The following is a 25,302-nucleotide window of genomic DNA, read 5'->3' on the forward strand; positions in this document are numbered from 1 at the left end:
CCTGTATCCGGATTACGGCCGAAACGGGGCGGCTGCCGCTTTGTTCCGACACACGCAGCTCATATCGCCCGAACGGTGAACGCCCGGTTGTCAACACGAGAGCCGCGCGGCAACTGCCGGAAGGTCCGTCTGAGCGGAAAATCCGCTCAGTATAACCGCAACAAGAGTCGACGGGATTCCGGTGTCTTTGCCAGGTCCTCAGCCTTGCGAAGCCTCCAGAATCTTCTGCCGGGCGATCACCGCGCTTGCGGCGCCCGCGGCGGCTGGACTGTCCTCGCTGCCGACGCTGACGCTCGGGCGCGCGAACTCGATGCCGTTGGCGGCAAAGGAATCGCGGATCATCGAGTAGGCGCGGCGGCGGACGGTCGTTTGATAGCCGGGCTTCGTCATCACCCCGAAGCTCAGCTCCATGCCGTAATCCCCGAACTGCTCGACGCCCTTCATCTTCACGGTCTGGAGGATGTCGGGAGCGATTTCGGGATCTTCCAGCAGGGCTGCGCCGACCCCCTTCGTAAGCTTCTTGACGAGCTTGATGTCGGTGTCGAAGGGAACGCGGATGATAAACTTGTCGATCGCCCAGTCGCGGCTCATGTTCTGGATCGCGCCCAGCGAACCGAAAGGAACCGTGAAGACGGGACCACGGTGATGCCGCAGCCTGATGGAACGCAGGCTGAAGGATTCGACCGTGCCCTTGTAGTTGCCGCTCTGTATATATTCGCCGACGCGGAAAGCATCGTCCATCAGGTAGAAGACGCCGCTCACGATATCCTTGACCAGGGTCTGCGAGCCGAAGCCTATGGCCACGCCGAATATGCCGGCGCCTGCGATGAGGGGGCCTATTTCAACCCCCAGTTCCGACAGCACCATCAGACTCGCGATCGTGATGATGAGCACGGCGAGCGCGTTGCGGAAGATGGGAAGCAGCGTATGCAGGCGGCCTCGGCGCGACGCCTCGGCTGTCGCCTCCGGGTCGCTGCCTCCATTGACCGCGATGGTGCGGTCGACATAGGTCTTGATCAATTGCCAGATCAGGTCGGCGACGATCAGGATGACGACGCTACGCAGCAGGCCGCGTATGATCTGGCTGCTGACCGTATCGGCGCTGGTCAGAACGCCGGGATTGATACTGAGCACGAAGCCCAGCCAGAGCACCGCGAGCAGGACGACCGCCGCGCGGACGCCGCGGACGACGAGCACGTCGCGCACCGAGACGGCGTCCGTCCGGGGCTTCCAGCGCGCCACGATGGATTGGGCGACCTGCCCGGCGACCGAAAGCACCTTCGGCAGCAGGAGCGCATAGATGCCGAGCCAGAGCGCTATGCTCAGCCCGATGCACCAGAGAGCCCACAAAGCGACGAGGTAGATCGTCAGCAGCCACTTTCGTGCGACGCTGCGCGTGCCGACGGCCTGAGGCGCACGCCAGACGCTCTCGATCGCGAGCGCCAGCAGTCCGATGCCGGCGAGATAGCTGAGCAGCTGCGTGGCGTCGTCGGAGAAGCCGACGGCCGGCAGCAGGCTGAGCGTCGCCCAGGCTGCCATCAGATAGGCGGCGAAAAGAACGATGCGCCGCTGCCAGAAGGCGGCCGGACCCGCGGCGAGCGCGGCTGACGTCGAACTCGCGTCAGGCATCGGCTCCCGTTCCGCGCGAAGGCGGTCGAGCAGCAATATCGAGAGCACTGCGACCAGCCGCACGGCGATGAACGCGACCAGATAGGTCAGCACGACCTTGCGCAGTAGCGGAGGTCCGCCGGAAGCCAGGAACACCCCGAGACTGACGACCGTGAAGACGAGCACGGGAGCAAGTGCCGACAGCGCCTGGGCGGCGAAGTCGTCGGCCGCTGCGACCGGGTTCTTCTGGCGTTGCAGGCGCGCGCCGGACACCATGCGTTTGACCAGCCACTCGGCAGCGTAGCCGGCGGCCACCAGCCCGAGAAGCAGGATGATCGCAGTTCCGGGAGTGCGGTCGCCGCTGTCTGCGGCGAGCCTTTGAACGGCCCCCCCTGCCTCTGCGGGCAGGCGCTTGAACGCTGCGGTCATTGCAGCCAGATGGTCGCGCAATGCGTCGTCCCAGCCGGCCAGCCGGCCAGCGACCGACGTAGGAGCCGTGGATTTGGTCTGCGGTGCGGTGTCCAGCCATGCGCGGATCTCCGGATCGTCGAGAAGCTTGACGAATTCGCGGATCTTCGCCTGCTGGCTGTCCTCCGTTGTCGCGGCTTCCTGCGCGGCGCCCGGACTGACAAATGCAATGCTGGATACTGCAATCCCTGTCAAAAGAAGGGCAAGCCTTGCCAAACAGGCAAACTGTCGAAAAGCCATTTCAAGTCCGCTCAACTTCTTCTCCGTTATCAGATCGCGGTGATCGCGCCGACCTTGCCCTGATCATCGACGGTGCAGGTGATTGTCGAGCCGCCTGCGTTGAGATCCACCTGATAGGTCCTGGCATCGAGCTTGCGCGAACCCGTGGGCAGCACCTTGCTGCTGTCGATGCCGCGCGAGCGCGCGGCTTCGCTGGCGCAGAGGAGTTGAAGGTCCGCCGGCGCCGTCTCGGTGGCCGTCCTCGACATCTGATCCGGCGTCGGCGCGCTCTGGCAGCCGCTGAGCGCGGCCGCGAGGGACAAGGCCAGGCCAATTGCACGACCTCGCGTTCCAGGGGCTTGCATGTTGATCGACATATCGCTTTTCCCTCCCGATCCGCCCCTCACATGCCCTTGTAGAGCGCCGCGCCCTGCATCAGCACGATGACCTTGGCGCCGACCACGATGCGCGAATGCAGGTCGACGATGTCGTCATTGTTCATCCGGATGCAGCCCGACGACACGTCGAGCCCGATGGTCCACGGCTCCGGCGTGCCGTGGATGCGATAGATCGTGTCCTGATCGCCCTCGTAGAGATAGAGAGCCCGCGCGCCGAGCGGATTGTCCGGCCCGCCCGGCTGGCCGTTGGCCCATTTGGCGGCGTTGGGGTCACGCGCCACCATCTCGGCCGGCGGCGTCCAGGTCGGCCACTCGGCGGTGCGCCCGACACGCACGATGCCGGCCCAGCCGAAACCCTCGCGGCCGACGCCGATGCCGTAGCGGATGGCCTGCTGGCCGGGCTGCACGAGGTAGAGGAAGTGCTGGTTGCCGTCGATGATGATGGTGCCCGGCTTCTCGGCCGTGCGGAACTTCACCACCTGTGGCCGGAAGGCTTCCGGCACCTGCTTGTGCTGACGCCAGTATTTGTAGGCGGCGGTGCGGTCGTAGCTCACCCAGGTCCGCGTCTTGGGATTATAGACCTGCGTTCCCGCGGCGATGGCGACGGTGGAGAAAGCGACGCCGGCTGCGATCAGCCCCGCGGTCCCCGCCGCACGAAGACGCCATAGCCTGCCCGAACCTGCCCCCGTGCCGAGACAGGCCGTGATCTCCTTCAGATACGCGGTCATGGCCTGGCCCACCCTCTGACACGAGCCTCGTTTGCCGCCACCCATTGCCGGGCGAACGCGTACGGGTCCTGGTGCTCGACCTGAAGGGCATAGCTCATCTCGGTCGCTTCCTCCGGCGTGAAATCCACGCGCTCGAGGAACTGCGCGACCTGGGGATATTTGCTGCGCAGCGACGTGGCATAGGCGATGTGGTAGCGGGCCGTGTCCCATCCGACCGCCGCGCTCGACTTCGACAGCCAGGCCGGATCCTCCGACGGCAGCACGATGTTCCACTTGGCCGGGTCATAGGGCGGTTCGGTCAGCCGCACGATGTCGTGCAGCTTGAACACCGCATGAGGGGCATAGCAGCCGAAGATGAGCGGCGTGCCCGTGGCCTCGGCTGCATCCACCGCCGCCATGCCGACATCCTCCGGCATCTCCAGCAGCGTCATGGTTCTGGCATAGCCGTAGCTGTTGGCGCGAACGCGCTCGATCGAGGTCGACGACCAAGTCTGCGCGCCGATCCAGATCTCGCCCTTGCCGTCGCCGTCCGTGTCGAAGATCGCCGTCTTGGCGGGATCGTTGAGATCGGAAATGTCGCGAATGCCCTTGTCGGCCGCCGCGCGCGTCTCGCAGATGCCTTGCCAGGCCGGCACGCCGATCGAACTCAGCGCGACCGTGCCGGCCTCCGTGACGTAGCGCTTGACGAGATTGTCGAGATTGGGGAGCCAGACCTCCGGATGGATGTCGACCGTGCCGGAGTCCAGGCCCGCAAACGCGATCAGCGTGCCCATCTCCACCGCATCCGCCGTCACCCCGAACTCCTTCTCCAGCGACACCTTGAGAATGTTCGCGCTCGCCTGACCCGAAAACCAGTTCGGCATCGCGATCACCAGATCAGCCGCGTGGGCACCGGCAGGCGCGACGGCGGCCCACGACGCCATCAAGGCGATCCTGCAGAACGATTTCATTGTATCTGCCATTCGAGTTCCCTCAGCTTGCCCGCCGTCCGCAAGGTCCTGCTTCAGTATCTCTCTGGCCGCTCAATCGTTGACGACGCTCCAACTGTCGTCGGGATTGAAACGGTCGATATACTTGACGATCGTTTCGGTCTCTGGGCCGAGATCGGCTTCGTAAACAATGCCGTGCTGGTTCACTATGAAGGTGTTGACGCCCGTCTCTACATATCTCACCGGCCAAGCGATAAGCGCGTAGCCGGGATCATGTTGCCATTGATGACATAGTCATAAGCACCTCCGGCAACGTTGTCACCTTGACTGCCGAGGATCTTGAAGCGATAGCCGAAATAGCCTTCGTCACCTTTCGCATCCTCAAGCTCTGTCTGGTTGATGGCGTTACCGGCAGGGCTCTCGCCGTTCAGATCGTCGGCCGGCCAGTAGAGCCCGTCCGTCATGCCCTCTGCGCTGATCAGCTTCTGCGCGAATTCATCCACACCGTCACCGTCGCGATCTTCGGTGGCATAGTCTTCCTGCGCCTCGAAATAGACGCGCATGGTGGCCACCGCCTCCAGCTCGTTCTCGCCGCCGCCCATAGACTCGTGACCGCGGTTCGAACTCACGCGAGAAACCTTGCCGCGATCGACGTTGCCGAGCCCGGACGGCTTCTTCGGCCGGTTGTTGATCCCAGTCGATTTCTTGACGCCCGATCCAACTGCGTCGCGCTGGCCTTCCAAGGAAATCCTCACCGGCCGCGAGCAGTCGATCGTCGAATTTATCGTCAATGGCCAGTCCAACAAGCAGATCGCTCGCACGCTGGACGTGACACCGGAAACGGTGAAAACGCATGTGAAGCGTATCTTCATGAAGCTGTCGGCTGAGTCACGCGCCTAGGCGGCCGTGCGCGCGCAAAGCCTCGGCCTTTTGCGCAACGCGCAAGCGCTTTAGCCAGAATGCCGCGAACTGGCGGTTGTGGCTTTCAGAAGGAGTCTGACAATAGCTGTTGTGCAAACAGTAGCAATCAAGCTTGCGACTGCCTGATATTATGGAGTTTACCCCTCCAGCATTCGCACAACCACTTTACCCTTGGCCCGGCCAGCCTCCAGATATGCAAACGCATCGGTGATTTTATCAAAAGGGAACACACGGTCGATAACCGGTTCAAGTTCCTTGCTTTCGATCAGTTGTGCGAGTTCTGCAAGTTCAGGGCCGCTCGGATGCATGAACAGATAGCGATATGAGACACCATGCCTTCTGGCCTCGGCGCGCAAGCTATAGGATGCAAACCAGAACAGCGCAGCAAGGAACGCGCCTCCTTGCAGGTCCTTTCGTGCTGTTTCCGGCTCGGGCATGCCGGCAATGGAAACCACTTTGCCGCCTCGCTTCACCACGCCGAATGATTTCTTGAGCGTCTCGCCTCCAAGCAGATCGAAGACTCCATCCATATCGTGCAGATGGTCCTCAAAATTCTGTGCGGTGTAGTCGATCACCGCATCGGCTCCCAGCCGCTCGACCAGCGCTCTGCCGCGCGGCGATGCGGTGGTCGTCACCTCTGCCCCAAGCCACTTCGCCAACGGGATGGCGAAGGTGCCTACGCCGCCGGCGCCTCCCGGTATGAATATCCGGCTGCCCTTCTCTACGTTGAGTTCGTCGCGCAGCGCCTGAAGGGCGGTGAGCCCGGCGAGCGGGACACCGGCAGCAGTGTCGAAATCGAGCGACGCGGGCATTTTGGCGAGGAGGTTTTCGGGGATGACCGCATATTCCGCAAAGGCGCCCATGGAGGCCTTCGGCATCCGGGCGAAGACCCAATCTCCCCTCTCGAATAGCCTTGCGCCGTCGCTGGGCTCCTCCACCACGCCTGCAAGTTCATTCCCCATGATGGTCGGCAAGGAATAGCGCTGGACCACCCTGAGCTTGCCTTCGCGCGTCTTGAAATCAACGGGGTTGAGACCCGCCGCGTGGACACGCACCAGGACCTCTCCCCGCGCCGGGCGCGGGCGCGGTACCTCACGCAACTCCGCGGCTTCAGGGCCGCCGTACTTGGTCAAAACAAATGCTTGCATCTTCATTTTTTTGTACACAACAATCCTTTGGTTTCGTCTGAATTCCCAAGGTGTGTCGCTGTGGGCTGTCGCCCAAAATCAGCAGGCAACTTCCATGCAAGCAATCTATGCGTCGCCCGCGATCCTGCAATGCCAACGGTTGGTGGCAAGGTAATCTGAAAGAGGGCATTAACGCGCAGGACACTCCAGAGGGACAAGCCGGCATGCTATTCAGCGGTCAAGCTGTCCCACCACGGGCCGGAAAAGCTCGATCCCGACGTCTACAGGAGCAGCGTCCTTTGGATGCAGGCGTTTCTGAATTACGCCATTGACCCCACACAGCCTCCACCGCGTCTGCGGGGCGACGGCGTGATGGGCAAAGGATTTATCGAGGTGCGCTGCCGGCAAGGTTCGGATTGCCTCGTTCGAAACCCCGATCCTACACCGTAGCCTCCGAAAAAAGTGATCATTCCTTGAGGACGCGATGCAATTGCGTTCGCGAGCAGCCCAGCGCGCCGGCGATCATCGATACCGGTGCGCCGGAAGCGGCCATTTCCCCGGCATCGAGCCAGCGCGGCACGGGAAGACTTGAGAACTATGATCCCGCGCGGGCCAGAATGCGAGCTGGGTTGTCGAGAAAGAAGCGATCGATCGCGGCCTGTCCTAGACCCGCCTCGAGCATGTGGTGGGTGAAGTCAGTTAGTACGTGGGCGTAGCCCCAGCCGCCGAATTCCCGCAAATAGTGCTTATGGCCAACATCCTGCGACAGCATAAGCTGGCCGCCGAAGCCGCGCTTAACCAGCAGCGCAAGTGCCTTGGCCCGCTCGCGGTCCGAGGGCATCCACCAAGAATGCTCAGGCGTGATGAAATAGTAGGAATTGCCGCATAGATCGAACTCGACATTGGCTCCCCGGTCGAGCAGGCTGGCGACATAGTCCACACTCTGAGCGAACTCGACGTCGAGATGGGCGAGCGAGGCGTCGATGTGGTCGAGGATGATGCGCTCCGGCGCGACGCCTTCGCCGATCAGGATATCAAGCACCTCGTTGCCGCGACGACCCGGCGAGTGGACATGGATGGTGATTGCCAGGCCCGACTCCATTTGCGCTCGCGCCGCTGCTCGCAGCACCTTCTTCTCGCGCGGATGGATCGGGTGGAAGGTGCCGATCTCACCGATGATGCCGGGCTTGATCCCCGTGCCGTCTATGCCCTCGTTGATCTCCTTCAGAAACGCGGCGGCCAGCTCCTTCTCCGACATGTCCTCGACATAGGCAGGGTGGGCGGAGTGGATGTAGTGGCCAAGCCCGGCCAGCACATGCACGCCGGTTCGCCGTGACACTTCCGCCAGCCCCGTCACGTTGCGGCCGATGTCCACAAGCGTAACGTCCACAATGGTGCCGCCGCCCGCCTTCTTGAACAGCTCAACCTCACGAACCGCCAGATCGACATCGTCGAGGATGCAGTTGTCGCGGTTGCCATAGGGGTCACGATGCAGGTGGTGCAGCGCCTTCATCGTCACCGGATCGTAAAACGTGCCGGGGTCCTCTCCCTCTGCCGGCGGGTGCAGGTAGCAGCTCAGATCGATGAAAAGATGCTCGTGCGAAATCGTCTTGCCGAGCTCGGAGGCATCCACCGGCCCCAGCACCGTCATCACTTCACCCATGCTTCTCTCCTGTCAGCCTGCGCCCATCGCGGAGATAAGCTCCTCCCGCGAAAGGGTTCTTGTATCGAGTTCACGGACGATGCGTCCGCGCAACATGACGAGCACGCGGTCCGACATCAGCATTGCCTCATCAAGGTCGTCGGTCGCCAACAGGATTGCGCTGCCGCGATCCGCCAGCTTGAAGATCTCGTTGTGCAGTTCCACGGCCGCTTTGACGTCGACGCCGACCGTCGGCGCCTCGATCACGTAGAAAGACGGGTTCGACACCATCTCGCGCCCGAATACGGCCTTCTGCTGGTTGCCGCCGCTCAGTTGGCCGATCTTCTGGCTGATGCCTTCCGTCTTGATCTGCAGACGCGAGACCACTTCCTCACCGGTCGCCCGCATCCGATCCCTCGGCAGGCGGGCAAAGATGGAGCGCTCGCGCAGGAAGCCGAGCGAGATGTTGGTGCCGACGCCTAGTTCGGGAAAGATGCCTTCTGCGCGGCGGTTCTCCGGCACGAAGCCGGCCTTGGCGTTGCGCCCGCCGGTGGCGCGCACGCTCACCTCACCCCTGGCCGGGCGCAGGCCGAGAATGGAACGCGTCAGTTCGTGGCGACCGGAGCCAAGATGGCCCACCAGCCCGACTATCTCACCTGCCGCGACGTCGAGTGAAACGTCCTCGAAGGTTGATCCGTCAGATAGACCCTTCACAGAGAGCACGCGTTCGCCGAACGATGACTCGGCGCGTCGCGTGGCCCCCTTGACGTCGGAGCCGACCATGAGACGGCTGAGTTCGGCCACGCTGGTCTCGGAGATGTCGCGCGTCGTCATCATGCGTCCGTCGCGCATCACGCTCGCACGGTCGGCGACCGCCATCACCTCGTCCAGATAGTGCGTGACGAAGACGATCATCTTGCCGGACTTCCGAAGCGTGCGGAACACCTCGAAAAGCCGGTCGCGGTCGCGTTGGCCGAGGCGCGCGGTAGGCTCGTCGAAGATCATCACCCTGCTTCCCAGAGCGATCACCCGTGCGATTTCGGCGATCTGCTGCGCGCCGGCGGGCAGCTTGCGTATCACAGCGTCAGGCTGCACGCCGAGGTCGTAATGCTTCAGGAGCTGGCCCGCCGCCCGGACCATCGCCTTGCGGTCGATCCGGCGCCACAGCGCACTCCCGGCTTTCAGGCTCAGCGTCTCGAAGCCCAGATAGATGTTCTCGGCGACCGTCATTTCCGGCACGAGGTCGAATTCCTGATGCACGATGCCAATCCCCGAATGCAGCGCCGCCTTTGGGCTCGAGATATCCACTGGACTATCGTCCAGCAGCGTCTCGCCGTTCGCGTCGGGATATTGTCCTCCCAGGACCTTGATCAGCGTCGACTTGCCAGCGCCGTTCGCGCCGAGAAGAGCATGGACCTCGCCGTCACGAACCTCGAAATCGACGGCGTCCAGCACCTTGACGCCGCTGAAGCCCTTTGAGATGCCATGCATCGACAGCATGACGCGCTTACCGAACTACCGCACGGGCGTCGCGATTGCCCCAGGTGCTGAAGCCGACGGCAAGCAGCAGGATCAGCCCCGTTACGCCAGTCTGCCAGAATGGCGAGACATTGTAGAGATTAAGCCCGTTGCCGATCGCGGTCAGCAGCAGCACGCCGAGCACGGTGCCGACGATGGAGCCCTTGCCGCCGCCGAGCGCCGCGCCGCCGATCACCGCCGCGGTGATCGCCTGCAACTCGTAATTCACGCCGGCATTGGGAAGCGCGGAAGCTGTGCGGGAGGAAAGCAGCAGCCCGCCTATGCCGGCGAGAACGCTGCACAGCGCATAGGAGAGGATCTTGACAGTGTTTACCGGCAGGCCGGCGAGCGCCGCAGCCTTCTCATTGCCGCCGATCGCGAATACATATTGCCCGAACACGGTGCCGCGCAGCAACAGCGCGAGAAGCACCGCGATCACCAGGAAGATCAACCCCGCCACCGGCATGCCGAATGCCGAGCCCTGCAGGAATTCCGCGAAGGAATAGCCGGGTCCTTCGGCATAGACGAGCTGGCCGTCGCTGACGATCAGTACGAAGCCGCGAACCAGACTCAGCATGCCCAGCGTGGCGATCAGCGGCGTGATGTTAACCTTGGTTATCAACAGGCCGTTGATCGCGCCGACGACCGCGCAGCCAGCCAGCGCGGCGACGACACCGAGGAACACGATGCCGCCGCCGTCTCCCATTCCGAATAACATGTAGCAGATAACCCCGGATAGGGCGGCGACCGTGCCTACCGATAGATCAAAGCCGCCGAGTATGATGACCAGCGTCTGACCTATCGCCAGTACGCCTATAATGGAGGCCTGCTGCCAGAGGTTGAACAGGTTGCCCGGCTGCCTGAACACAGGATTGACGACGAAAAGCACGATGATAGGCAGCAAAAGGATCACGAAGATCCCCCATCTCTGCCAGTAGTGAAGCGCCTTTTGAGACGTCACGCGGGAACCTCCTCCGGAGCGAAAATCGTCTGCCGGCATTGCCGGCAGACGAGATGGCGCGCGCCATTCATCAGAATGGCGTGAATTCGGCCAGATTTGCCTTAGTGCAGGTCGGCAGCGGCACTACGGCGTCGGCTGGCACGGTCTTGAACTCTGGCGCCATTTTCGGCATCGCCGTCATCACGACGGTTCCTAGCCTGCCCGGGTCTTGGATAATGACGCCGTACTCCCAGCCGTTCTCAATGGCTTCCTTGGTCTGCACCGTGAGCTCGCCGCCGGTGAAGATCACGTCCGAGCGGCCCGCAGTCTTGTGCGCGTAACGAGCGGCCGGAACCTCGACCATGCCTCCCCATCCGTGGATGAGGTGGAGTTGGCCAGGACCAAACTTCTGCAGGAGATCCTGCGTGCCTGACAGGCCCTTGTCCGGGCTCCATTCGGTAACGATCTCCGCCACCACCTCGATATCCGGACGCGCCGAAATCACCGACAGGATGCCTTCGCGGCGCAGCCGGTCGGGAGCGCCGCCGGGGAGGCCCCGCAGGAAGGCGATCTTGTAGGGGCCTTCCTTTCCTGACTTGTCGAGGGCCTCGACAATCAGCTTGCCCATGTTGACGCCGAACTCCGTGTCGTCCGCGCCGATATAGGGGTAGCCTTCCACCTTGCCACCGACCGCGACGAAAGGAACGCCTGCATCCGTCGCCTGCTTCGCCGCCGGCACGATACCGCGCACGTCGATCGGCGCGACGCAGACCACGTCGACCTTCTGTACGATGAACTCGGCAACCTGCTGCGCCTGCACTGCGGCGTCCCACTTTGCCTCTACCAGCTTAAGGTCGATGTTGTTGGCCGCCGCCGTCTCCTTCAGCGCCGCCGCCAGCGGCACCGCGAACGGAATCGACAGGTCCCACAGCGTGAAACCGATGGTCAGCTTGCCGGCTTCCGCGATGGCATTCGATGCCGCCATTGCAGCGGGCAGGCTCAGCCCTGCTGCGACGGCCCTCATGAACAGGTCTCGACGAGTCATCCCGCCAGTGATCTTCGTGTGTCTCATAGGTTCCTCCCTTTATGCCGCAAGCATCGCATCGCCGCCGGCGGCTTCGCGCAGCGCATTCACAGCCGTTTAGCGTCTACCTCAACGGCGGGACGAATGTTACTTGAACGATTAAGTACTCTCAAGAGGATGTCTGTCAAGGCCAAATTATAGCCAAAGAGGGCTACAAGGACGGTTCTCGACCGATATGCTCCGAACCGTGGAGAGGGGTTCTCTCCTTCAGCAAAGGAATTAAAAAAGATAAAGGCATATATATTATAATTTTTTTCCGGTAAATTTATATAAATCACCGTATATAAAAGAACTTTACTAATACTTAATCGTTAAAGGTATCAGAGATATATGAGTGTATATAACAAAAATCTAATAGAATTGGCTCATAAAGGGAAAAAGTAAGGAGTATTACATAAGGAGCTGAATGTAACTGATGGCAGAGAAGGGTAATAGCCGCTAGCCACCGAGGTCAGATCGGATGAAGCTCATAGGTCCGACAGCGCTGCCTTTGTTGACGCAAGCGCCACCGAGCATGAGACTAAGGCGGTCACAGGCCACCAGACTCTCAGGGATATCTCCGAGGGCAACCCATCCAAGGAAGCTTGTCGTTGGCCCGTTGGAGACGGCCGAGAAAAGCCCCACTTTGTGACGACCAAACGAAAAGAGGGACTAAATTCCCGCTAAGTCATTGAAAGATATAGGGAGAGATATAAATGGTGCCCAGGGGCGGAATCGAACCACCGACACGCGGATTTTCAGTCCGCTGCTCTACCAACTGAGCTACCTGGGCATCCAACGGAGACCGGATTTTCCGGCGCCCGCAGCCGCGACGGCGCCAAAGGCACCTGCGAAAGCGGCTGCCTTATAGCACGCAAAATCGGCCTGTCCAGCGCCGAACGGCAATTTGCAGACGGTCTGTTTCAAGACATTCCAATTGTCCGGCGGTCTTCGGCCCGGTGTCGGCATCGAGCGCCTGTGACGCCGTCCGCATGGACGCGGAGGACAGCACGCCGGATGCGTTCAGTCGTCGCTACGCGACGTTTCGGGCGCGGCGTTCTCGTCGTCTTCCTCGGGGCGGCCGGGAATGACATAGGCGCCGGAAAGCCAGCGGTTGAGGTCCACATCCTTGCAGCGCGCCGAACAGAACGGATAGTGCTCGCGCGACGAGGGCTTGCCGCATTCGGGGCAGGGGCGTCTTGCGCGCAGCGGCGTGACCTTTTCGGCGTTTCCGCTCATGGGCCGCGCCCCGCCAGCCAGCCGTGATGCACGCGGAACCCTTCGCCGGAAAGCAGCGCGGTGGTCTCGTAGAGCGGCAGGCCGACGACGTTGGTGTAGGAGCCGACCAGCTTGACGACGAAGGCTCCCGCGAGGCCCTGAATGGCGTAGCCGCCCGCCTTGCCGCGCCATTCGCCCGAGGCGATGTAGCTTTCCATGTCCTCGCGCGACAGTCGCTTGAAGCGCACGCGGCTCTCGACCAGCTTCTGCCGGAATTTTCCAGACGGCGTGACGAGGCAGACCCCCGTATAGACGCGGTGCGAGCGGCCGGAGAGCAGGCCGAGGCAGTTGGTGGCTTCCTCGATGACCTCGGCCTTGGGCAGGATGCGGCGGCCGACCGCGACGACCGTATCGGCGGCAAGGATGTAGCTGCCCGAAAAATCGGGCTCCGCGCGCAACGCCGCATACGCCTTTTCCGCCTTGGCCAGAGCCAGGCGCTTCGCCAGCGATCGCGGATGCTCGGCCTTCAGCGGCGTCTCGTCGACTTCCGCTGGGAAGAGGTGGTCCGGTTCGATGCCGGCTTGCTGCAGGAGTTCGATCCGGCGCGGCGAACCCGAGGCAAGCACGAGCTTCTGGAAAACGCTCATCGCTGTCGCGCCGACGCTCGCCTTTCCGCCTTACTTGAAGCGGTAGGTGATGCGGCCCTTGGTGAGATCGTAGGGCGTCATCTCGACCAGCACCTTGTCGCCGGTGAGCACGCGGATGCGGTTCTTGCGCATGCGGCCGGCAGTGTGGGCGATGATCTCGTGGTCGTTCTCGAGCTTGACGCGGAACATGGCATTCGGCAGCAGTTCGGTCACAAGACCGGGAAATTCGAGGACTTCTTCCTTCGGCATTCGTTACCTTTGACTTGGGGACGGCGGGGCAAGCCCGAAATTTTGGCGGAACCTATATGAAGACGCCTTCTTTGGAAACACGCTTCTTGTCTATTGCGGCGTATCCTGCGCAAAACGCGTCCTGATGCGCGCCTTGAGGCGGTCGCGCATGTCGCGATAGCCGTGCATGATCTGCTCGCGCGTGCCGGTCGCCACGGTCGGATCGAGCGTCGGCCAGTATTCGACGTCGACCGCCATGGAGCGCGTCAGTTCGAGCGCGGCGTGATGGGCTTCCGGCGCCAGCGTGACGATGAGGTCGAAATAATCGTCCTCCAGTTCTTCCAGCGTGCGGGGCGTGCGGTCGCCGAGGCTGAGTCCTTCCTCCGCCAGCACCGCTTCGACGAACGGGTCCGGATCGCCAGCCCTGACGCCGGCGGAGGCGACGAAGACTGTAGGCGGCAGGAGCTTCTTCGCCAGCACCTCGGCAATAGGCGAGCGCACCGCATTCATCCTGCACATGAACAGGATCGATTTCGGAATCTTCGCCCCGTTCTCCAGCTTCAACCCCGCCAGTGAAGCACGCAGACCAGCGTGAAGAGGCGCCGCGCCGTGTCGAAATCCATCTCGATCTTGCCCGACAGACGATCCATCAGCGTCTGCGAACCTTCATTGTGCAGGCCGCGCCGCCCCATGTCGATCGCTTCGATCTTGCTCGGCGTGGAGGAGCGGATGGCCTCGTAGTAGCTCTCGCAGATCATGTAGTAGTCGCGCACGATGCGCCGGAAGGGCGTCAGCGACAGAATATGCGTGGCGACCGCATCGCCGCCTTCGCGCGCGATGGCGAAGACGAGGCGCGATTCGACCAGCGACAGCTTCAGCCGGTAGGGGCCTGCGCCGCTGTCGCCCACGGGCAGGAAGCTGTTCTCCTCGATCAGGTCGAAGATGGCGACGGCGCGCTCATGCTCCACGTCAGGCGTGGAACGTCCGATCGACTCGTCCAGCTCGACGTCGATGAGCCTGTTGCCGTCGCGACCGCTGCCCATCGTGGATCACAAATTGAGACGGATGGAGACGGAACGCGCATGGGCATGCAGGCCCTCCGCCTCCGCAAGGGCGATTGCCGCGGGCGCCAGCGCGGCGAGCTGGTCCGTGCCGAGCCGCAGCACCGACGTGCGCTTCATAAAGTCGAGCACGGAAAGGCCAGACGAGAAGCGCGCGGAGCGGGCGGTGGGCAGGACGTGGTTGGAGCCGCCGACATAGTCGCCGATGACTTCAGGCGTCGAACGGCCGACGAAGATGGCGCCGGCATTGCGCACGCGCTCCAGGAACACCTCGGCATCGTCGAAGGCGAGTTCGAGATGCTCCGGCGCGACACGGTCGACGATGGGCAGCGCATCGGAAAGGTTTTCGACGAGGATGATCGCGCCGAAATCGCGCCAGCTCGCGGAGGCGGTCTCGCCGCGCGGCAGCGTCGCGATCTGGCGCTCCACGGCCGCCTCCACGGCATAGGCGAAGGCAGCGTCATCGGTGACGAGGATCGATTGCGCCGCGACGTCGTGCTCGGCCTGCGCCAGAAGATCGGCGGCGATCCAGTCCGGATCGTTGGCGGCGTCGGCGACGATCAGCACCTCCGACGGGCCGGCGATCATGTCGATGCCGACCGTGCCGAACACCTGACGCTTGGCCGCCGCGACATAGGCGTTGCCGGGGCCGACGATTTTCGCCACCGGTCGGATGGTCTCCGTTCCGTAGGCGAGCGCGGCGACGGCCTGCGCCCCGCCGACGCGATAGATCTCCGACACCCCCGCAAGGTCGGCCGCGACCAGCACCAGCGGGTTGATGCGGTTATCGGGCGCCGGCACCACCATGACGACGCGCTCGACCCCGGCGACCGTCGCCGGAACCGCGTTCATGAGCACGGAGCTCGGATAGCTCGCCGTGCCGCCCGGCACGTAGAGCCCGACAGCCTCGACAGCAGTCCAGCGCGAGCCGAGCTCGACGCCGAGCGTATCTGTGTAGCGGTCGTCATGCGGCTTCTGGCGGGCATGGTGGGATTGGATGCGGTCGCGTGCGAAGGCGAGCGCATTCACCGTTTCGGGATTGGCATCGGCATAGGCGGCCTCGATCTCGGCGCGGGTCACGGCGATGCCCTGCGCCGCGAGGTCTGTCCGGTCGAAACGCCGCGTGTAGTCGATCAGCGCCGCATCGCCTCTCGCCAGCACCGTCGCGATGATCTCGCGCACCGCCGCCTCGACATCCGGCGAGGCTTCGCGCTTGGTCGTCAGGAAGGCGGCGAAGCGCGCTTCGAAATCGGCGTCCCGGTGGTTCAGTCGAATGGCCATGGCGTCTCAGTCTTCGTGCTTCGGACGGGAGCCCGCCTGCCACGCCGCGCCGAGATCGGCAAGCCTTGCCTCGATGCATTCCACGTCGAGCCTGATCGCGCCGCCGCCGGAGAAATCGAGTTCAACCGTGCCGGCCGGCGTCTCGCCGGGCGCGAAGCGGATGGCGAGCAGCGACAGCACCTCATCGGCCTTGCTCCGGTCGATGCGCGAAATCCTCGCCCCGAGCACCCGGTCGAAATGCAGCACGCTCAGCCTGCGTTCGTCGTGGCGGCGGAAGAAGCCGCCCGGCGCTTCCCATACGAAACGGTTCATCGGCATTACGAACCGCCGTGCCGCCCGCTGATAGGCAAGCTCGCCCACTTTCGTCACGGCGTCCTGCGTGTGCGCCGAGACGATTTCGAGGTCTTTTTCGTCCAGGGCGACCAGCTTCAGCGGGGTCATCGACAGGGATCACTCGGGATTGTCTTCCCCGGAGTGTTAGGCGGTCTTTTCCGGAGGCGCAACCCGAAGGCGCGACTGCGCAATGTCGGTGTCAGGCCGAAATCCGCTCGATCGTCGCGCCACAGTTGGAGAGTTTTTCCTCCAGCCGCTCGAAGCCGCGGTCGAGATGGTAGACGCGGCTGACCATGGTCTCGCCCTCGGCGGCGAGGCCGGCGATCACCAGCGACACGGAGGCCCGCAGGTCCGTCGCCATCACCGGCGCGCCTTTCAGCACGGGTACACCCTCGACATGCGCGGTCTGGCCCGACAGCGTGATGTGCGCGCCGAGGCGGGCAAGCTCCTGCACGTGCATGAAGCGGTTCTCGAAGATCGTTTCGGTGATGTTCGAGCGGCCCTTGGCGCGCGTCATCAGGCCCATGAACTGCGCTTGCAGGTCGGTCGGGAAGCCCGGGAACGGCTCGGTGGTGATGTCCACCGGGGAGATGCCGGCGCCGTTGCGCTTCACGCGGATGCCGGAATTGACGGGGATGATCTCAGCGCCCGTCTGCTGGAGCACGTCGAGCGCGGTCTGCAGCAGGTCCGGGCGTGCATTCTCCAGCACGACGTCGCCGCCGGTCATGGCCACGGCCATGGCGTAGGTGCCGGTCTCGATCCGGTCCGGGATCACCGCATGGCGCGCGCCGGAGAGCGAATCGACGCCCTCGATGACGATGGTCGGCGTTCCCGCGCCGCTGATCCGGGCGCCCATGGCGTTGAGGCATTCGGCGAGGTTGACGATCTCGGGCTCGCGCGCGGCGTTTTCCAGCACCGTCTCGCCCCTCGCCAGCGAAGCCGCCATCAGGAGCACATGCGTTGCGCCGACCGAAACCTTGGGGAACACGTAGCGGCCGCCGACCAGCCCGCCCTTCGGCGCTTTCGCGATAACGTAGCCGCCTTCGATGTCGATCTGCGTGCCGAGCTTCTGCAATCCCTCGATGAAGAGGTCGACGGGCCGCGTGCCGATGGCGCAGCCGCCGGGCAGCGACACCTTGGCGACGCCCATGCGGGCGAGCAGCGGGCCGATCACCCAGAAGCTGGCGCGCATCTTCGAGACCAGCTCATAGGGCGCGGTGGTGTCGACGATGTGCCGCGCGGTGAAATGGATGGTGCGCGAATAGCCTTCGCTCTGGCGCTCGCGGCGGCCGTTGACGGAATAGTCGACGCCGTGATTGCCGAGGATGCGGATCAGCTGCTCGACATCGGCCAGATGCGGCACATTCTCGAGCGTCAGCGTGTCGTCGGTGAGCAGCGACGCGATCATCAGCGGCAGAGCGGCGTTTTTGGCGCCGGAGATCGGAATGCGGCCGTTGAGTTCGTTGCCGCCGACGATCCTGATGCGATCCATGAGTTCTCTTTCGATGCTTTATGACCGGGTCAAACCGATTTGAAGGCCGCCTCTAGTTCATTTGCCGGTGGCGCACAAGCAAAGCCGGCCAAAGCCGCCATGTGCGCGGGATTCGTCTTTCTGACAGTTTTCACTGGTCCGAGGCTGACTTTCCCGCTTCAAGCCCCTCGGGCCGCTCGTCGGCGCTCCCGCTGCGGCGCGCCCGCGTCTGGGCCTTCCGCCGCTGGAGGTTGGCGCGGAGCTGCTCGCGCAGGCGCTGTTCGCGGCTCTCCTTGCCGGTGTCCTTCGGCCGTGTCCTGTCGTCCTGGTTCATGTCCGTCTTGCGCTTCGAATGGCTGACCATGGCACATTTTGCCGGGAATGTGGCGGCCGGAAGGCTCGAAAATTGAGTTTTCGATGGCCTAACTCACAACTTGCACTCGCGGAAACGATGTGGCAGAAGCCCGCCACATCGTGCTGCCGTAGCTCAGTGGTAGAGCACTCCCTTGGTAAGGGAGAGGTCGAGAGTTCAATCCTCTCTGGCAGCACCATCTTTCTCCCTTATATCGATGTTTGCACATACCGTTGACCTGTGGACGCGGCGCCTGACCGTGCGGACGGGTTCCATTTTGCGGCAGGCATGCTTAGAAGGCGGCTGAACGCGAGGATAGCAAGATGACGAAGTTCGTTCCGCTCCAGAAGGGCGATCACGCAAACCGGGCCTGGAAGCGTCCGGCGAGTTACGGGTTCGCGGCGAAGGACGCCGTCGTGCCGATCGTCGGGATGGAGGCCGCGACGGCCGGCGTGAACATGCCGCTCGCCTTCGTCCGCCAGCAGAACCTGACGCAGCTCGTCGCCATCACCGGGCCGGTGGCCGGCGAAAACGTCTTCGTCGCCAAGGACGGCCGCTGGCTCGGCGCCTACATTCCGGCGGTCCTGCGTTCCTATCCCTTCCGTCTCGCCCGCATCGAGGGGCGCGACGAGATGGCGCTCTGCATCGAGGAAGGCTCGCTCGCGGACAGCGGCGAGCCGCTCTACGATGCCGAGGGCAATCTCGCGCCGCAGGTGAAGAACAGCGCGACCATGCTCGAGATCCAGGAGAAAAGCCGGCAGCAGACCATGTTCGCCGCCGCCGCGCTGAGCGAAGCGGGCGTGCTGACGCCATGGGAGATCAAGTTCAAGTCTTCCAAGGACGGCGCCGAAGTCGCCATGAAGGGCCTGCTCAAGGTCGACGAGAAGGCGCTGTCGGCCATCGATGACGCGGCGTTCCTCAAGCTGCGCAAGATGGGTGCGCTGCCGCTCGCCTATGCCCAGCTGATCTCCATGTCGCGCCTGTCGAGCCTGTCGCGTATGGCCGAGATGCGGGAGAGGCTGGCAGCCGCCTCGCCCGCGCCCCAGAAGCAGGAGTCGAAGCTCGACTTCCTGCGGGTGGAAGACGGCAGCATCGTCTTCTGACGCCGCATCCGGCGGACGGCAGGCGGGCGTTGCCAGCCGGGGCGATCTTCCGCTATGTCGCGCCAACAGCCATCGGATCGAGAGCCAATGACGAATGTCGCATTGACGGGCCTTGCGCGCGACCTCGCCCGTCGTGCGGACGAGGGCAGGCCGGTGCGGATCGGCGTGATCGGTTCCGGCGAGATGGGCACCGACCTCGTCACCCAGTGCATGCTGATGAAGGGCGTCGAACTGGTGGCGATGTCGACGCGCCGGCCGCATACGGCACGCGACGCCGTGCGCATCGCCTATGGCGACGACGGCAGGGCCGCCGAGGCTGATACGCCCTCGCGGCTGACTGCGGCGATCGAGGCGAGGAAGATCGCCATCACCTCCAACGAGATGCTGGTCACCAACCCGCTGGTCGACGTCGTCATCGACGCGACGGGCAAGCCCGGCGTCGCCGCCGATTTCGACCTGATGGCGATGGAGCACGGCAAGCACGTCGTCATGATGAACGTCGAGGCCGACGTCACCATCGGCCCTTATCTCAAGCGCGAGGCCGACCGGCTGGGCGTCGTCTATTCGGTGGGCGCGGGCGACGAGCCGTCTTCCTGCATGGAACTGATCGAGTTCGCCACCGCGCTCGGCTACACCATCGTCTCGGCCGGCAAGGGCAAGAACAATCCGCTGAACCACGACGCGGTGCCGGACCAGTATCGCGAGGAAGCGGAACGCCGCAACATGAATCCGCGTATGCTGGTCGAGTTCGTCGACGGCTCCAAGACCATGGTGGAGATGTGCGCCATCGCCAACGCCACCGGTCTCGTGCCGGACGTCCCCGGCATGCACGGTCCGAGCGCCGGACGCGACCAGCTTGCCAGGGTGCTGATCCCCGAAGCCGATGGCGGCGTGCTGAAGAAGAAGGGCGTCGTCGACTACACGATCGGCAAGGGCGTGGCGCCCGGCGTCTTCGTCGTCGTGGAGGCGACGCACCCCCGCATCATCGAGCGCATGGACGACCTGCATGTCGGCCATGGGCCATATTATGCCTTCCATCGGCCCTATCACCTGACCTCGCTGGAAGTGCCGCTGACGGCGGCCCGCATCATGCTCTACGGCAAGCCGGACATGGTGCCGCTGCCGGCGCCGGTGGCGGAGGTGTGCGCCGTCGCCAAGCGCGACCTTGCGCCCGGTGAGAGCTTCGACGCGATCGGCGAGACCTGCTACCGCTCCTGGACCATGACGGTGAGCGAGGCGCGCGCCGCCGGCGCCGTCCCGGTGGGTCTGCTGGAGGGCGGCAAGGTGCTGAAGACGGTCCGCAAGGGCGAGTTGCTGACGGCCCACAATGCCGCGCCCGACGCATCCACCAATCTTTTCCGGCTCAGACGGCTTCAGGAAGAGATGCTCGCCGCTGCCGTTCGGGCTCCCGCTGCGTAGAGGCGTTCAACGATTCCCTAACCTGGCATGGATGATGCTGTTTCCTATCCCATGCGGCGCTGCCTGCCCGTCGGGCGGCATGAAATGGCGGGGGAGTCCGAATATTGGCCCATTCCGGCACAGTTCGCCGTTCCGATTCGGCACAGGCTGACGGCGCGCGACCGCGTATCCGCTTCGAGACGCTGGATTCCTGGCGCGGCATCTGTGCGCTCCTCGTCGCCATGATGCATTTTCCGGCCTCGGGCTTCCTTGCAGAAAGCCCGGTCGTGCGCGGCGGCTATCTCTTCGTCGATTATTTCTTCGTGCTCTCAGGCGCGGTGATCATGCACGGCTACGGCCACAGGATCGCCGACGGCGCGAGCTATCTGCGCTTCATGCTCCTGCGTTTCGGGCGCGTCTATCCGCTGCATGTCGCGGTGCTGCTGCTGTTCGTCGCCTTCGAGGGCCTGCGCCTCGCGGTGCCGGCTTTGCGCGGCGATGGCGCCGCGCCCTTCACCGATGGCAACAGCCTGTCGGGTCTGGTCTCGTCGCTGCTGCTGCTCAACGGCGTCGGCCTGGAGGACCAGCTCGTCTGGAACGGGCCGAGCTGGAGCATTTCCAGCGAGTTCTGGACCTATCTGCTGTTCGGCGCCGTCGTTCTCTTCCTGCGCGACCGTCTCTGGCTGGCGCTGGTCGCGGCTGTGGCGGTCGCTCCCGTGGTGCTGCTCGCCACGGCGACGCCGGAATACATGGACACGACCTATGCGATGGGTTTTGTCCGCTGCATCTACGGTTTCTCGCTCGGCGCGCTTATCTACCGTCTGTTTCGCCGCGAGGCCACGCCGGCCTCCGGCGACGCCGCGCCGTCGCGCCTGCTTTGGACCGCGCTCGAAGTCGGCGCCATGCTGATGGTCGCCGCTTTCGTCAGTCTCGCGGCGCGCAACGTCTGGAGCTTCGCGGCGCCGTTCGTGTTCGGTGCGGCGCTCTTCGTCTTCATGCACGAGTGCGGGCTGGTGAGCCGGCTGCTGCGCATGCGGCTGTTCCTGTGGCTCGGCACGCTTTCCTACGGCATCTACATGGTCCACATCTTCGTGCAGTCCCGCATCATCAACGCGGGAACTCTGGCCGGAAAGGTGCTGGGGCAGGATTTCGTGGGACCGTTCGACATGGCCGGCGAGAGCTTTTACGGCTTCGGCGTCAACGGCGCGCTGTTCGGCACTCTGATGATGCTGGTGATGGTCGTCACGGTGGTGATCGCCGCATGGATCGGCAATCTGCTGGTCGAAAAGCCGTTCCAGGCGCTGACGCGGCGATTGGTGGACGGGCGCGACGCCGAGACAGGCGAAGGCCAGCGGCGCTATGCGGAGGTCGCTTTCCGGCCGGCGCGGGAGGCGATGTCCGCTGCCGCGCCGGTTGCCGACATGCCCGGACGCTGAGGCGTCAGCTCCGGCCGAGTTCTTCCGAGCGCAAGCGTGCCGCCGCCACCGCCTCGGTGACCAGCGTCTGTAGGCGGTCGCCGCCCATCAGCACGGAGAGCGCCGCCGCCGTCGTCCCGTTCGGGCTCGTCACCTGCTCGCGCAGCACGCGCGGCTCCTCGCCGCTCTCGGCCGCGAGGGACGCCGCGCCGAACACCGTCTGCATCGCCAGCAGTTTCGCCGTCTCGGACGGCAGGCCGGCCGACTGCGCGGCGGCCGTCAGGCATTCGATGAAGTGGAAGATGTAGGCCGGACCCGATCCCGACACGGCCGTCACCGCGTCCATCAGTTTCTCGTCGTCGATATGCGCCACGGCGCCGCTGGTGCCGAGCAGCGCGTCGATGAAATCGAGCGCCGGCCTGGCAACCCGATCGTTGGCATAGACGACCATCATGCCCTTGCCGATGGCGGCGGGCGTGTTCGGCATGCAGCGCACGACAGGCGTGTTCCCGCCGAGAATTTCCGTGAGGGTGGCGATCGACGTGCCGGCCGCGATGCTGAGGAATGTCGTGCCCTTGTCGGCGAAGCGCTTGTATTCGGCCGTCACGGCGCGGATGACCTGCGGCTTCACCGCTAGGATGATCAGTTCCGGCGCGGCGTCGCTCGGTAGATCTGCGGCGCTGCCGCCCGTCGCCACGCCAAGCGCCGCAGCGCGGGTCCGCAGGGCGTCGGCAGGTTCGACGACGAAGACTTCCGACGGCGCGAGACGGCCGGCCTTCAGCCAGCCCGCGAGCATGGCGTGGCCCATATTGCCGCAACCCACGAGAACCACCTTGATCGCCATCTCTTCGCTCCAGCTTCACCCCGATGCGAGCCGTCTAGCGGGTCTGATCGGTCAGGGAAAGATGGAAAGGCCGTCTAGCGATCCGAGGAGCCGGGAATGATGCGCCGCGCCACCATCCTCAGGCCCATCACGCTCATCACGAAGAACAGCCATACCGGATCGACGCGCCGGAAGAAGAAGCTTTCGAGGAAGGCGTTCAGCGCGGTGAACATGAACGTCATCATGAAGAAGTCGCCGAGCAGCACGTTTTCCCGGCGCAGCGGCACGCGCAGATAGTCGCGCATGGGCTGGATCAGAAAGGTGACGATGGCGACCGCGAGGGCGGGCAGACCCATGCCGATGGCGATGTCGATATAGCCGTTATGGCCGTGCACGGAACGCCGCACGTCCCACGCGCGATCGAAGGGATGGTCCGTGGTCGCGACGGAAATCTTGCCCCAGAAGCTTTCGAGGCCGTAGCCTGTCCATGGCTGCCGGGCGATCATCTCTCCGGCGAACTCCCAGATATAGGTGCGGCCCGTATAGGTGAGTTCCGGGAAATAGTGGAGCATGACCGCCTTCACCGGCGGCAGGAACACCATGCCGAACGTGGCTACTCCGGTGCCGACCAGCGCGGCCGTGACGAGCGCGACGGTCAGTATGCGCATTCCGAACAGGCCGGGGATCATCACGGCGAGGATGGCAAGCGGCACGAGGCCGGCCGACGTCTTCGATCCCGTATGCGCGACGAAAAGCATCGCGGTGGCCAGAAGCAGGAGGCCACGGCGCTTCCATCCCCGCCGGTAGAGATAGATGCCGGCGAAGCTGAAGCCGGCCATGACCGGACCGGCGATGTTCTTGTGCGCGAAGACGCCGCGCCAGAGACCCGCGAACTCCGACTCGATCTCGCCGGCATTGTGCATGGCGACGTTGGGCAGGAGCACGAGGCCGGCATAGCTCAGCCCGACGACGATCGCGCCCGCCGTGACGAGCATCGCGGAGAACGCATCGGCGTCGCGCGGCAGCGACAGGATCGCCACGACGCTCACCAGTCCGATCAGGGTGAACAGGCCCGCGCGCGCCGCCGAGGAAGGGTCGAGCGCGTGCATGATCGATAGCGCCAGGAAGCCCAGCATCAGCAGCCACCAGGGACTGAAGAAGATGGCGATGACGCGCGGGTTGACGTAGGTGAGAAGGCCGAAGACGGCGAGGCCGCCGACCATGCTGAAGCCGAGCTGGTTGACGATGTCGCCGCCGGAGTCCGGGCCGAGCACCGCGCCCTGCGGCTGGAACGGCCGAAACGATACGAAGATGACCGTCAGCAGGATCGTCGCGATGACCGTCGGGACGATGCGCGAGTTCAGCGTCCGCGCAAGCCAGGCGCGGTCAGTTCTTCTCAGGCTGGCGGTATTGTTCGTTGGCATAGCCGAATTCCGCCATGACGCGGCCGAGCGCCACGTAGATCGGATAGGCCGCGACCTGCGGCGACCAGGTTTTCAGAAGCCGCAGCGCGGCCCGCAAAGGTGCTGCGCCGAGCAACGCGAGGCTTTTGGCGAAAACCTTCAGGTTCGCGAACGGCGTGCCGGCGCGGCGCTTCTTCTCGACCAGCGTCGAGATGACGCCGTTGCGCAGGCTGCGCGCCCTGATCCAGTCGGCCTCCGTGCGTCGTGCCGGAACGGTTTCGCGCACCGGCGCCTCGGCGCACCAGCCGAGCCGGAAGCCCGCCTGCGCTGCGCGGCTGAGGAAGTCGGAATCGCCGCCCCCCATGAAGTTGAAGCGCAGATCGAGGAAAGGCGGCCCCATGCGCTCCAGCACGTGACGTCCGACGAGCAGATTGCCGGAGGAGTAGAGCACCGGCACCGCGCCGGTAGCGGAATAGGGCGGCGCGAAGACGGGATGCGCTTCCCAGTGCTGTTGCGCGCGGTCGGCGAAGACCGGCACCTGCGGGCCGCCGACAATGTCCACGCCGAGCCGTTCGGCGGTCGAGCACATGCGCTCCAGCCAGTGCGGATCGGCGATCTCGTCGTCGTCGATCACCAGCAGATGACGGAAGTTCGGGAAGGTGCCGAGCGCGGTTTCCCATCCGGCGTTGTAGGCGCTGCAATTGCCGCGTTCATGCGCGACGATCACCAGCCCCGTCATGGCGCCGTGCTCGAACAGCGGCGCGGCGGCGGACGCGCCTTCCTGCTTCTCGGCCTCGTTCTCCATGACGATGACGGCGAAGCGGCGCGCGGTGACCTGCGCCGCCAGCGATGCGAGCGTCTCCAGCACCTGCTGCGGCCGCTTGAAGGTCGGCAGCGTCACCACGGCTTCCATCGCCGTGACATCCATGTGCGGCGTGGCCGCGACGATGGTGACTGAAGGGGTGCGTTGCAACATGGAGGGCCTGGTTCCGGACATCCGCGAAATAG

The 25,302-nt window shown here is 64.2% G+C and carries 25 protein-coding genes, 2 tRNA genes and 1 pseudogene; 5 read left to right on the plus strand and 23 right to left on the minus strand.

The genetic code is table 11. From position 1 onward, the window contains the following. Positions 1–198: 198 nt before the first annotated feature. The 5 genes and pseudogenes from M9955_14025 to M9955_14045 all read right to left on the minus strand — a co-directional run bounded on the left by M9955_14025 (position 199) and on the right by M9955_14045 (position 4,943). Positions 199–2,271: a mechanosensitive ion channel family protein gene (locus M9955_14025; protein ID MCO5082759.1), complete on the minus strand. Its 2,073-nt coding sequence runs from the start codon at positions 2,269–2,271 to the stop codon at positions 199–201. A gap of 74 nt (positions 2,272–2,345) precedes the next feature. Next, a complete protein-coding gene (locus M9955_14030; GenBank protein MCO5082760.1) occupies positions 2,346–2,672 on the minus strand; it encodes a hypothetical protein in 327 nt (108 codons plus the stop codon). 26 nt (positions 2,673–2,698) lie between these two features. Then, entirely contained in the window at positions 2,699–3,421 is a 723-nt protein-coding gene (locus tag M9955_14035; GenBank protein MCO5082761.1) for a L,D-transpeptidase, read from the minus strand. Then, positions 3,418–4,383, minus strand: coding sequence for an amino acid-binding protein (locus M9955_14040; GenBank protein ID MCO5082762.1), 966 nt, complete (start codon positions 4,381–4,383; stop codon positions 3,418–3,420). The genes M9955_14035 and M9955_14040 overlap by 4 nt, the downstream gene beginning before the upstream one ends. A gap of 60 nt (positions 4,384–4,443) precedes the next feature. Then, positions 4,444–4,943: pseudogene (locus tag M9955_14045) on the minus strand (DUF2950 domain-containing protein). 46 nt (positions 4,944–4,989) lie between these two features. Between M9955_14045 and M9955_14050 the strand changes: the two are divergent. Continuing rightward, positions 4,990–5,250, plus strand: a complete 261-nt coding sequence (locus M9955_14050) for a helix-turn-helix transcriptional regulator (protein MCO5082763.1) — start codon at positions 4,990–4,992, stop codon at positions 5,248–5,250. 158 nt (positions 5,251–5,408) lie between these two features. On the opposite strand, the gene M9955_14055 is transcribed toward M9955_14050, so the two are convergent. The 15 genes from M9955_14055 to M9955_14125 form a co-directional block, all read right to left on the minus strand. Then, positions 5,409–6,437 carry an NADP-dependent oxidoreductase gene (locus M9955_14055; protein MCO5082764.1) on the minus strand — a complete coding sequence of 343 codons (1,029 nt, stop codon included), beginning with the start codon at positions 6,435–6,437 and terminating at the stop codon, positions 5,409–5,411. Positions 6,438–6,993: 556 nt separating this feature from the next. After that, positions 6,994–8,061 (minus strand): hypothetical protein, encoded by a 1,068-nt coding sequence (locus tag M9955_14060; GenBank protein MCO5082765.1) that lies wholly within the window; start codon positions 8,059–8,061, stop codon positions 6,994–6,996. A gap of 12 nt (positions 8,062–8,073) precedes the next feature. Beyond that, positions 8,074–9,540 (minus strand): sugar ABC transporter ATP-binding protein, encoded by a 1,467-nt coding sequence (locus M9955_14065; protein ID MCO5082766.1) that lies wholly within the window; start codon positions 9,538–9,540, stop codon positions 8,074–8,076. Positions 9,541–9,547: 7 nt separating this feature from the next. Further along, a complete protein-coding gene (locus M9955_14070) occupies positions 9,548–10,519 on the minus strand; it encodes an ABC transporter permease (GenBank protein MCO5082767.1) in 972 nt (323 codons plus the stop codon). Positions 10,520–10,589: 70 nt separating this feature from the next. Further along, positions 10,590–11,570, minus strand: coding sequence for a sugar ABC transporter substrate-binding protein (locus tag M9955_14075; GenBank protein MCO5082768.1), 981 nt, complete (start codon positions 11,568–11,570; stop codon positions 10,590–10,592). A gap of 708 nt (positions 11,571–12,278) precedes the next feature. Further along, positions 12,279–12,354: transfer RNA gene (locus M9955_14080), tRNA-Phe, on the minus strand. Between the two features lie 230 nt (positions 12,355–12,584). Then, complete coding sequence (yacG, locus tag M9955_14085; protein ID MCO5082769.1) at positions 12,585–12,800, minus strand: DNA gyrase inhibitor YacG; 216 nt, start codon at positions 12,798–12,800, stop codon at positions 12,585–12,587. Beyond that, a complete protein-coding gene (locus tag M9955_14090; GenBank protein MCO5082770.1) occupies positions 12,797–13,426 on the minus strand; it encodes a Maf-like protein in 630 nt (209 codons plus the stop codon). Before M9955_14090 ends, yacG begins: the two co-directional genes overlap by 4 nt. A 30-nt stretch (positions 13,427–13,456) precedes the next feature. Then, positions 13,457–13,675: a translation initiation factor IF-1 gene (gene infA / locus M9955_14095; protein ID MCO5082771.1), complete on the minus strand. Its 219-nt coding sequence runs from the start codon at positions 13,673–13,675 to the stop codon at positions 13,457–13,459. A gap of 90 nt (positions 13,676–13,765) precedes the next feature. Further along, positions 13,766–14,164 carry a low molecular weight phosphatase family protein gene (locus M9955_14100; protein MCO5082772.1) on the minus strand — a complete coding sequence of 133 codons (399 nt, stop codon included), beginning with the start codon at positions 14,162–14,164 and terminating at the stop codon, positions 13,766–13,768. Positions 14,165–14,214: 50 nt separating this feature from the next. Continuing rightward, positions 14,215–14,697, minus strand: coding sequence for a UPF0262 family protein (locus tag M9955_14105; protein MCO5082773.1), 483 nt, complete (start codon positions 14,695–14,697; stop codon positions 14,215–14,217). Between the two features lie 6 nt (positions 14,698–14,703). Next, the gene (gene hisD / locus M9955_14110) at positions 14,704–15,996 is read right to left on the minus strand and encodes a histidinol dehydrogenase (protein ID MCO5082774.1); all 1,293 of its coding nucleotides are present in this window, start codon (positions 15,994–15,996) and stop codon (positions 14,704–14,706) included. A 6-nt stretch (positions 15,997–16,002) separates the two neighbouring features. Next, entirely contained in the window at positions 16,003–16,437 is a 435-nt protein-coding gene (locus tag M9955_14115) for a DUF2948 family protein (GenBank protein ID MCO5082775.1), read from the minus strand. Between the two features lie 91 nt (positions 16,438–16,528). Continuing rightward, positions 16,529–17,821 (minus strand): UDP-N-acetylglucosamine 1-carboxyvinyltransferase, encoded by a 1,293-nt coding sequence (gene murA, locus M9955_14120; GenBank protein ID MCO5082776.1) that lies wholly within the window; start codon positions 17,819–17,821, stop codon positions 16,529–16,531. Positions 17,822–17,951: 130 nt separating this feature from the next. Beyond that, entirely contained in the window at positions 17,952–18,134 is a 183-nt protein-coding gene (locus M9955_14125; protein ID MCO5082777.1) for a hypothetical protein, read from the minus strand. 142 nt (positions 18,135–18,276) lie between these two features. Between M9955_14125 and M9955_14130 the strand changes: the two genes are divergently transcribed. The 4 genes from M9955_14130 to M9955_14145 all read left to right on the plus strand — a co-directional run bounded on the left by M9955_14130 (position 18,277) and on the right by M9955_14145 (position 22,089). Next, a tRNA-Thr gene (locus M9955_14130) sits at positions 18,277–18,351 on the plus strand. 124 nt (positions 18,352–18,475) lie between these two features. After that, the gene (locus tag M9955_14135; protein ID MCO5082778.1) at positions 18,476–19,255 is read left to right on the plus strand and encodes a SapC family protein; all 780 of its coding nucleotides are present in this window, start codon (positions 18,476–18,478) and stop codon (positions 19,253–19,255) included. Positions 19,256–19,342: 87 nt separating this feature from the next. Then, positions 19,343–20,674, plus strand: a complete 1,332-nt coding sequence (locus tag M9955_14140; protein ID MCO5082779.1) for an NAD(P)H-dependent oxidoreductase — start codon at positions 19,343–19,345, stop codon at positions 20,672–20,674. Between the two features lie 104 nt (positions 20,675–20,778). Further along, positions 20,779–22,089 (plus strand): acyltransferase, encoded by a 1,311-nt coding sequence (locus tag M9955_14145; protein ID MCO5082780.1) that lies wholly within the window; start codon positions 20,779–20,781, stop codon positions 22,087–22,089. Positions 22,090–22,093: 4 nt separating this feature from the next. Here the strand turns inward: M9955_14145 and proC are convergent, their stop codons facing one another. From proC to M9955_14160, 3 genes are all read right to left on the minus strand, one after another. Then, positions 22,094–22,912 (minus strand): pyrroline-5-carboxylate reductase, encoded by an 819-nt coding sequence (gene proC / locus M9955_14150; GenBank protein MCO5082781.1) that lies wholly within the window; start codon positions 22,910–22,912, stop codon positions 22,094–22,096. Between the two features lie 74 nt (positions 22,913–22,986). Continuing rightward, positions 22,987–24,315 (minus strand): O-antigen ligase family protein, encoded by a 1,329-nt coding sequence (locus M9955_14155; GenBank protein ID MCO5082782.1) that lies wholly within the window; start codon positions 24,313–24,315, stop codon positions 22,987–22,989. After that, positions 24,278–25,270: a glycosyltransferase family 2 protein gene (locus M9955_14160; GenBank protein ID MCO5082783.1), complete on the minus strand. Its 993-nt coding sequence runs from the start codon at positions 25,268–25,270 to the stop codon at positions 24,278–24,280. Before M9955_14160 ends, M9955_14155 begins: the two co-directional genes overlap by 38 nt. Between the last annotated feature and the right edge of the window lie 32 nt (positions 25,271–25,302).

It is taken from the genome of Rhizobiaceae bacterium (assembly GCA_023953845.1).
GTDB lineage: Bacteria > Pseudomonadota > Alphaproteobacteria > Rhizobiales > Rhizobiaceae > Arvimicrobium.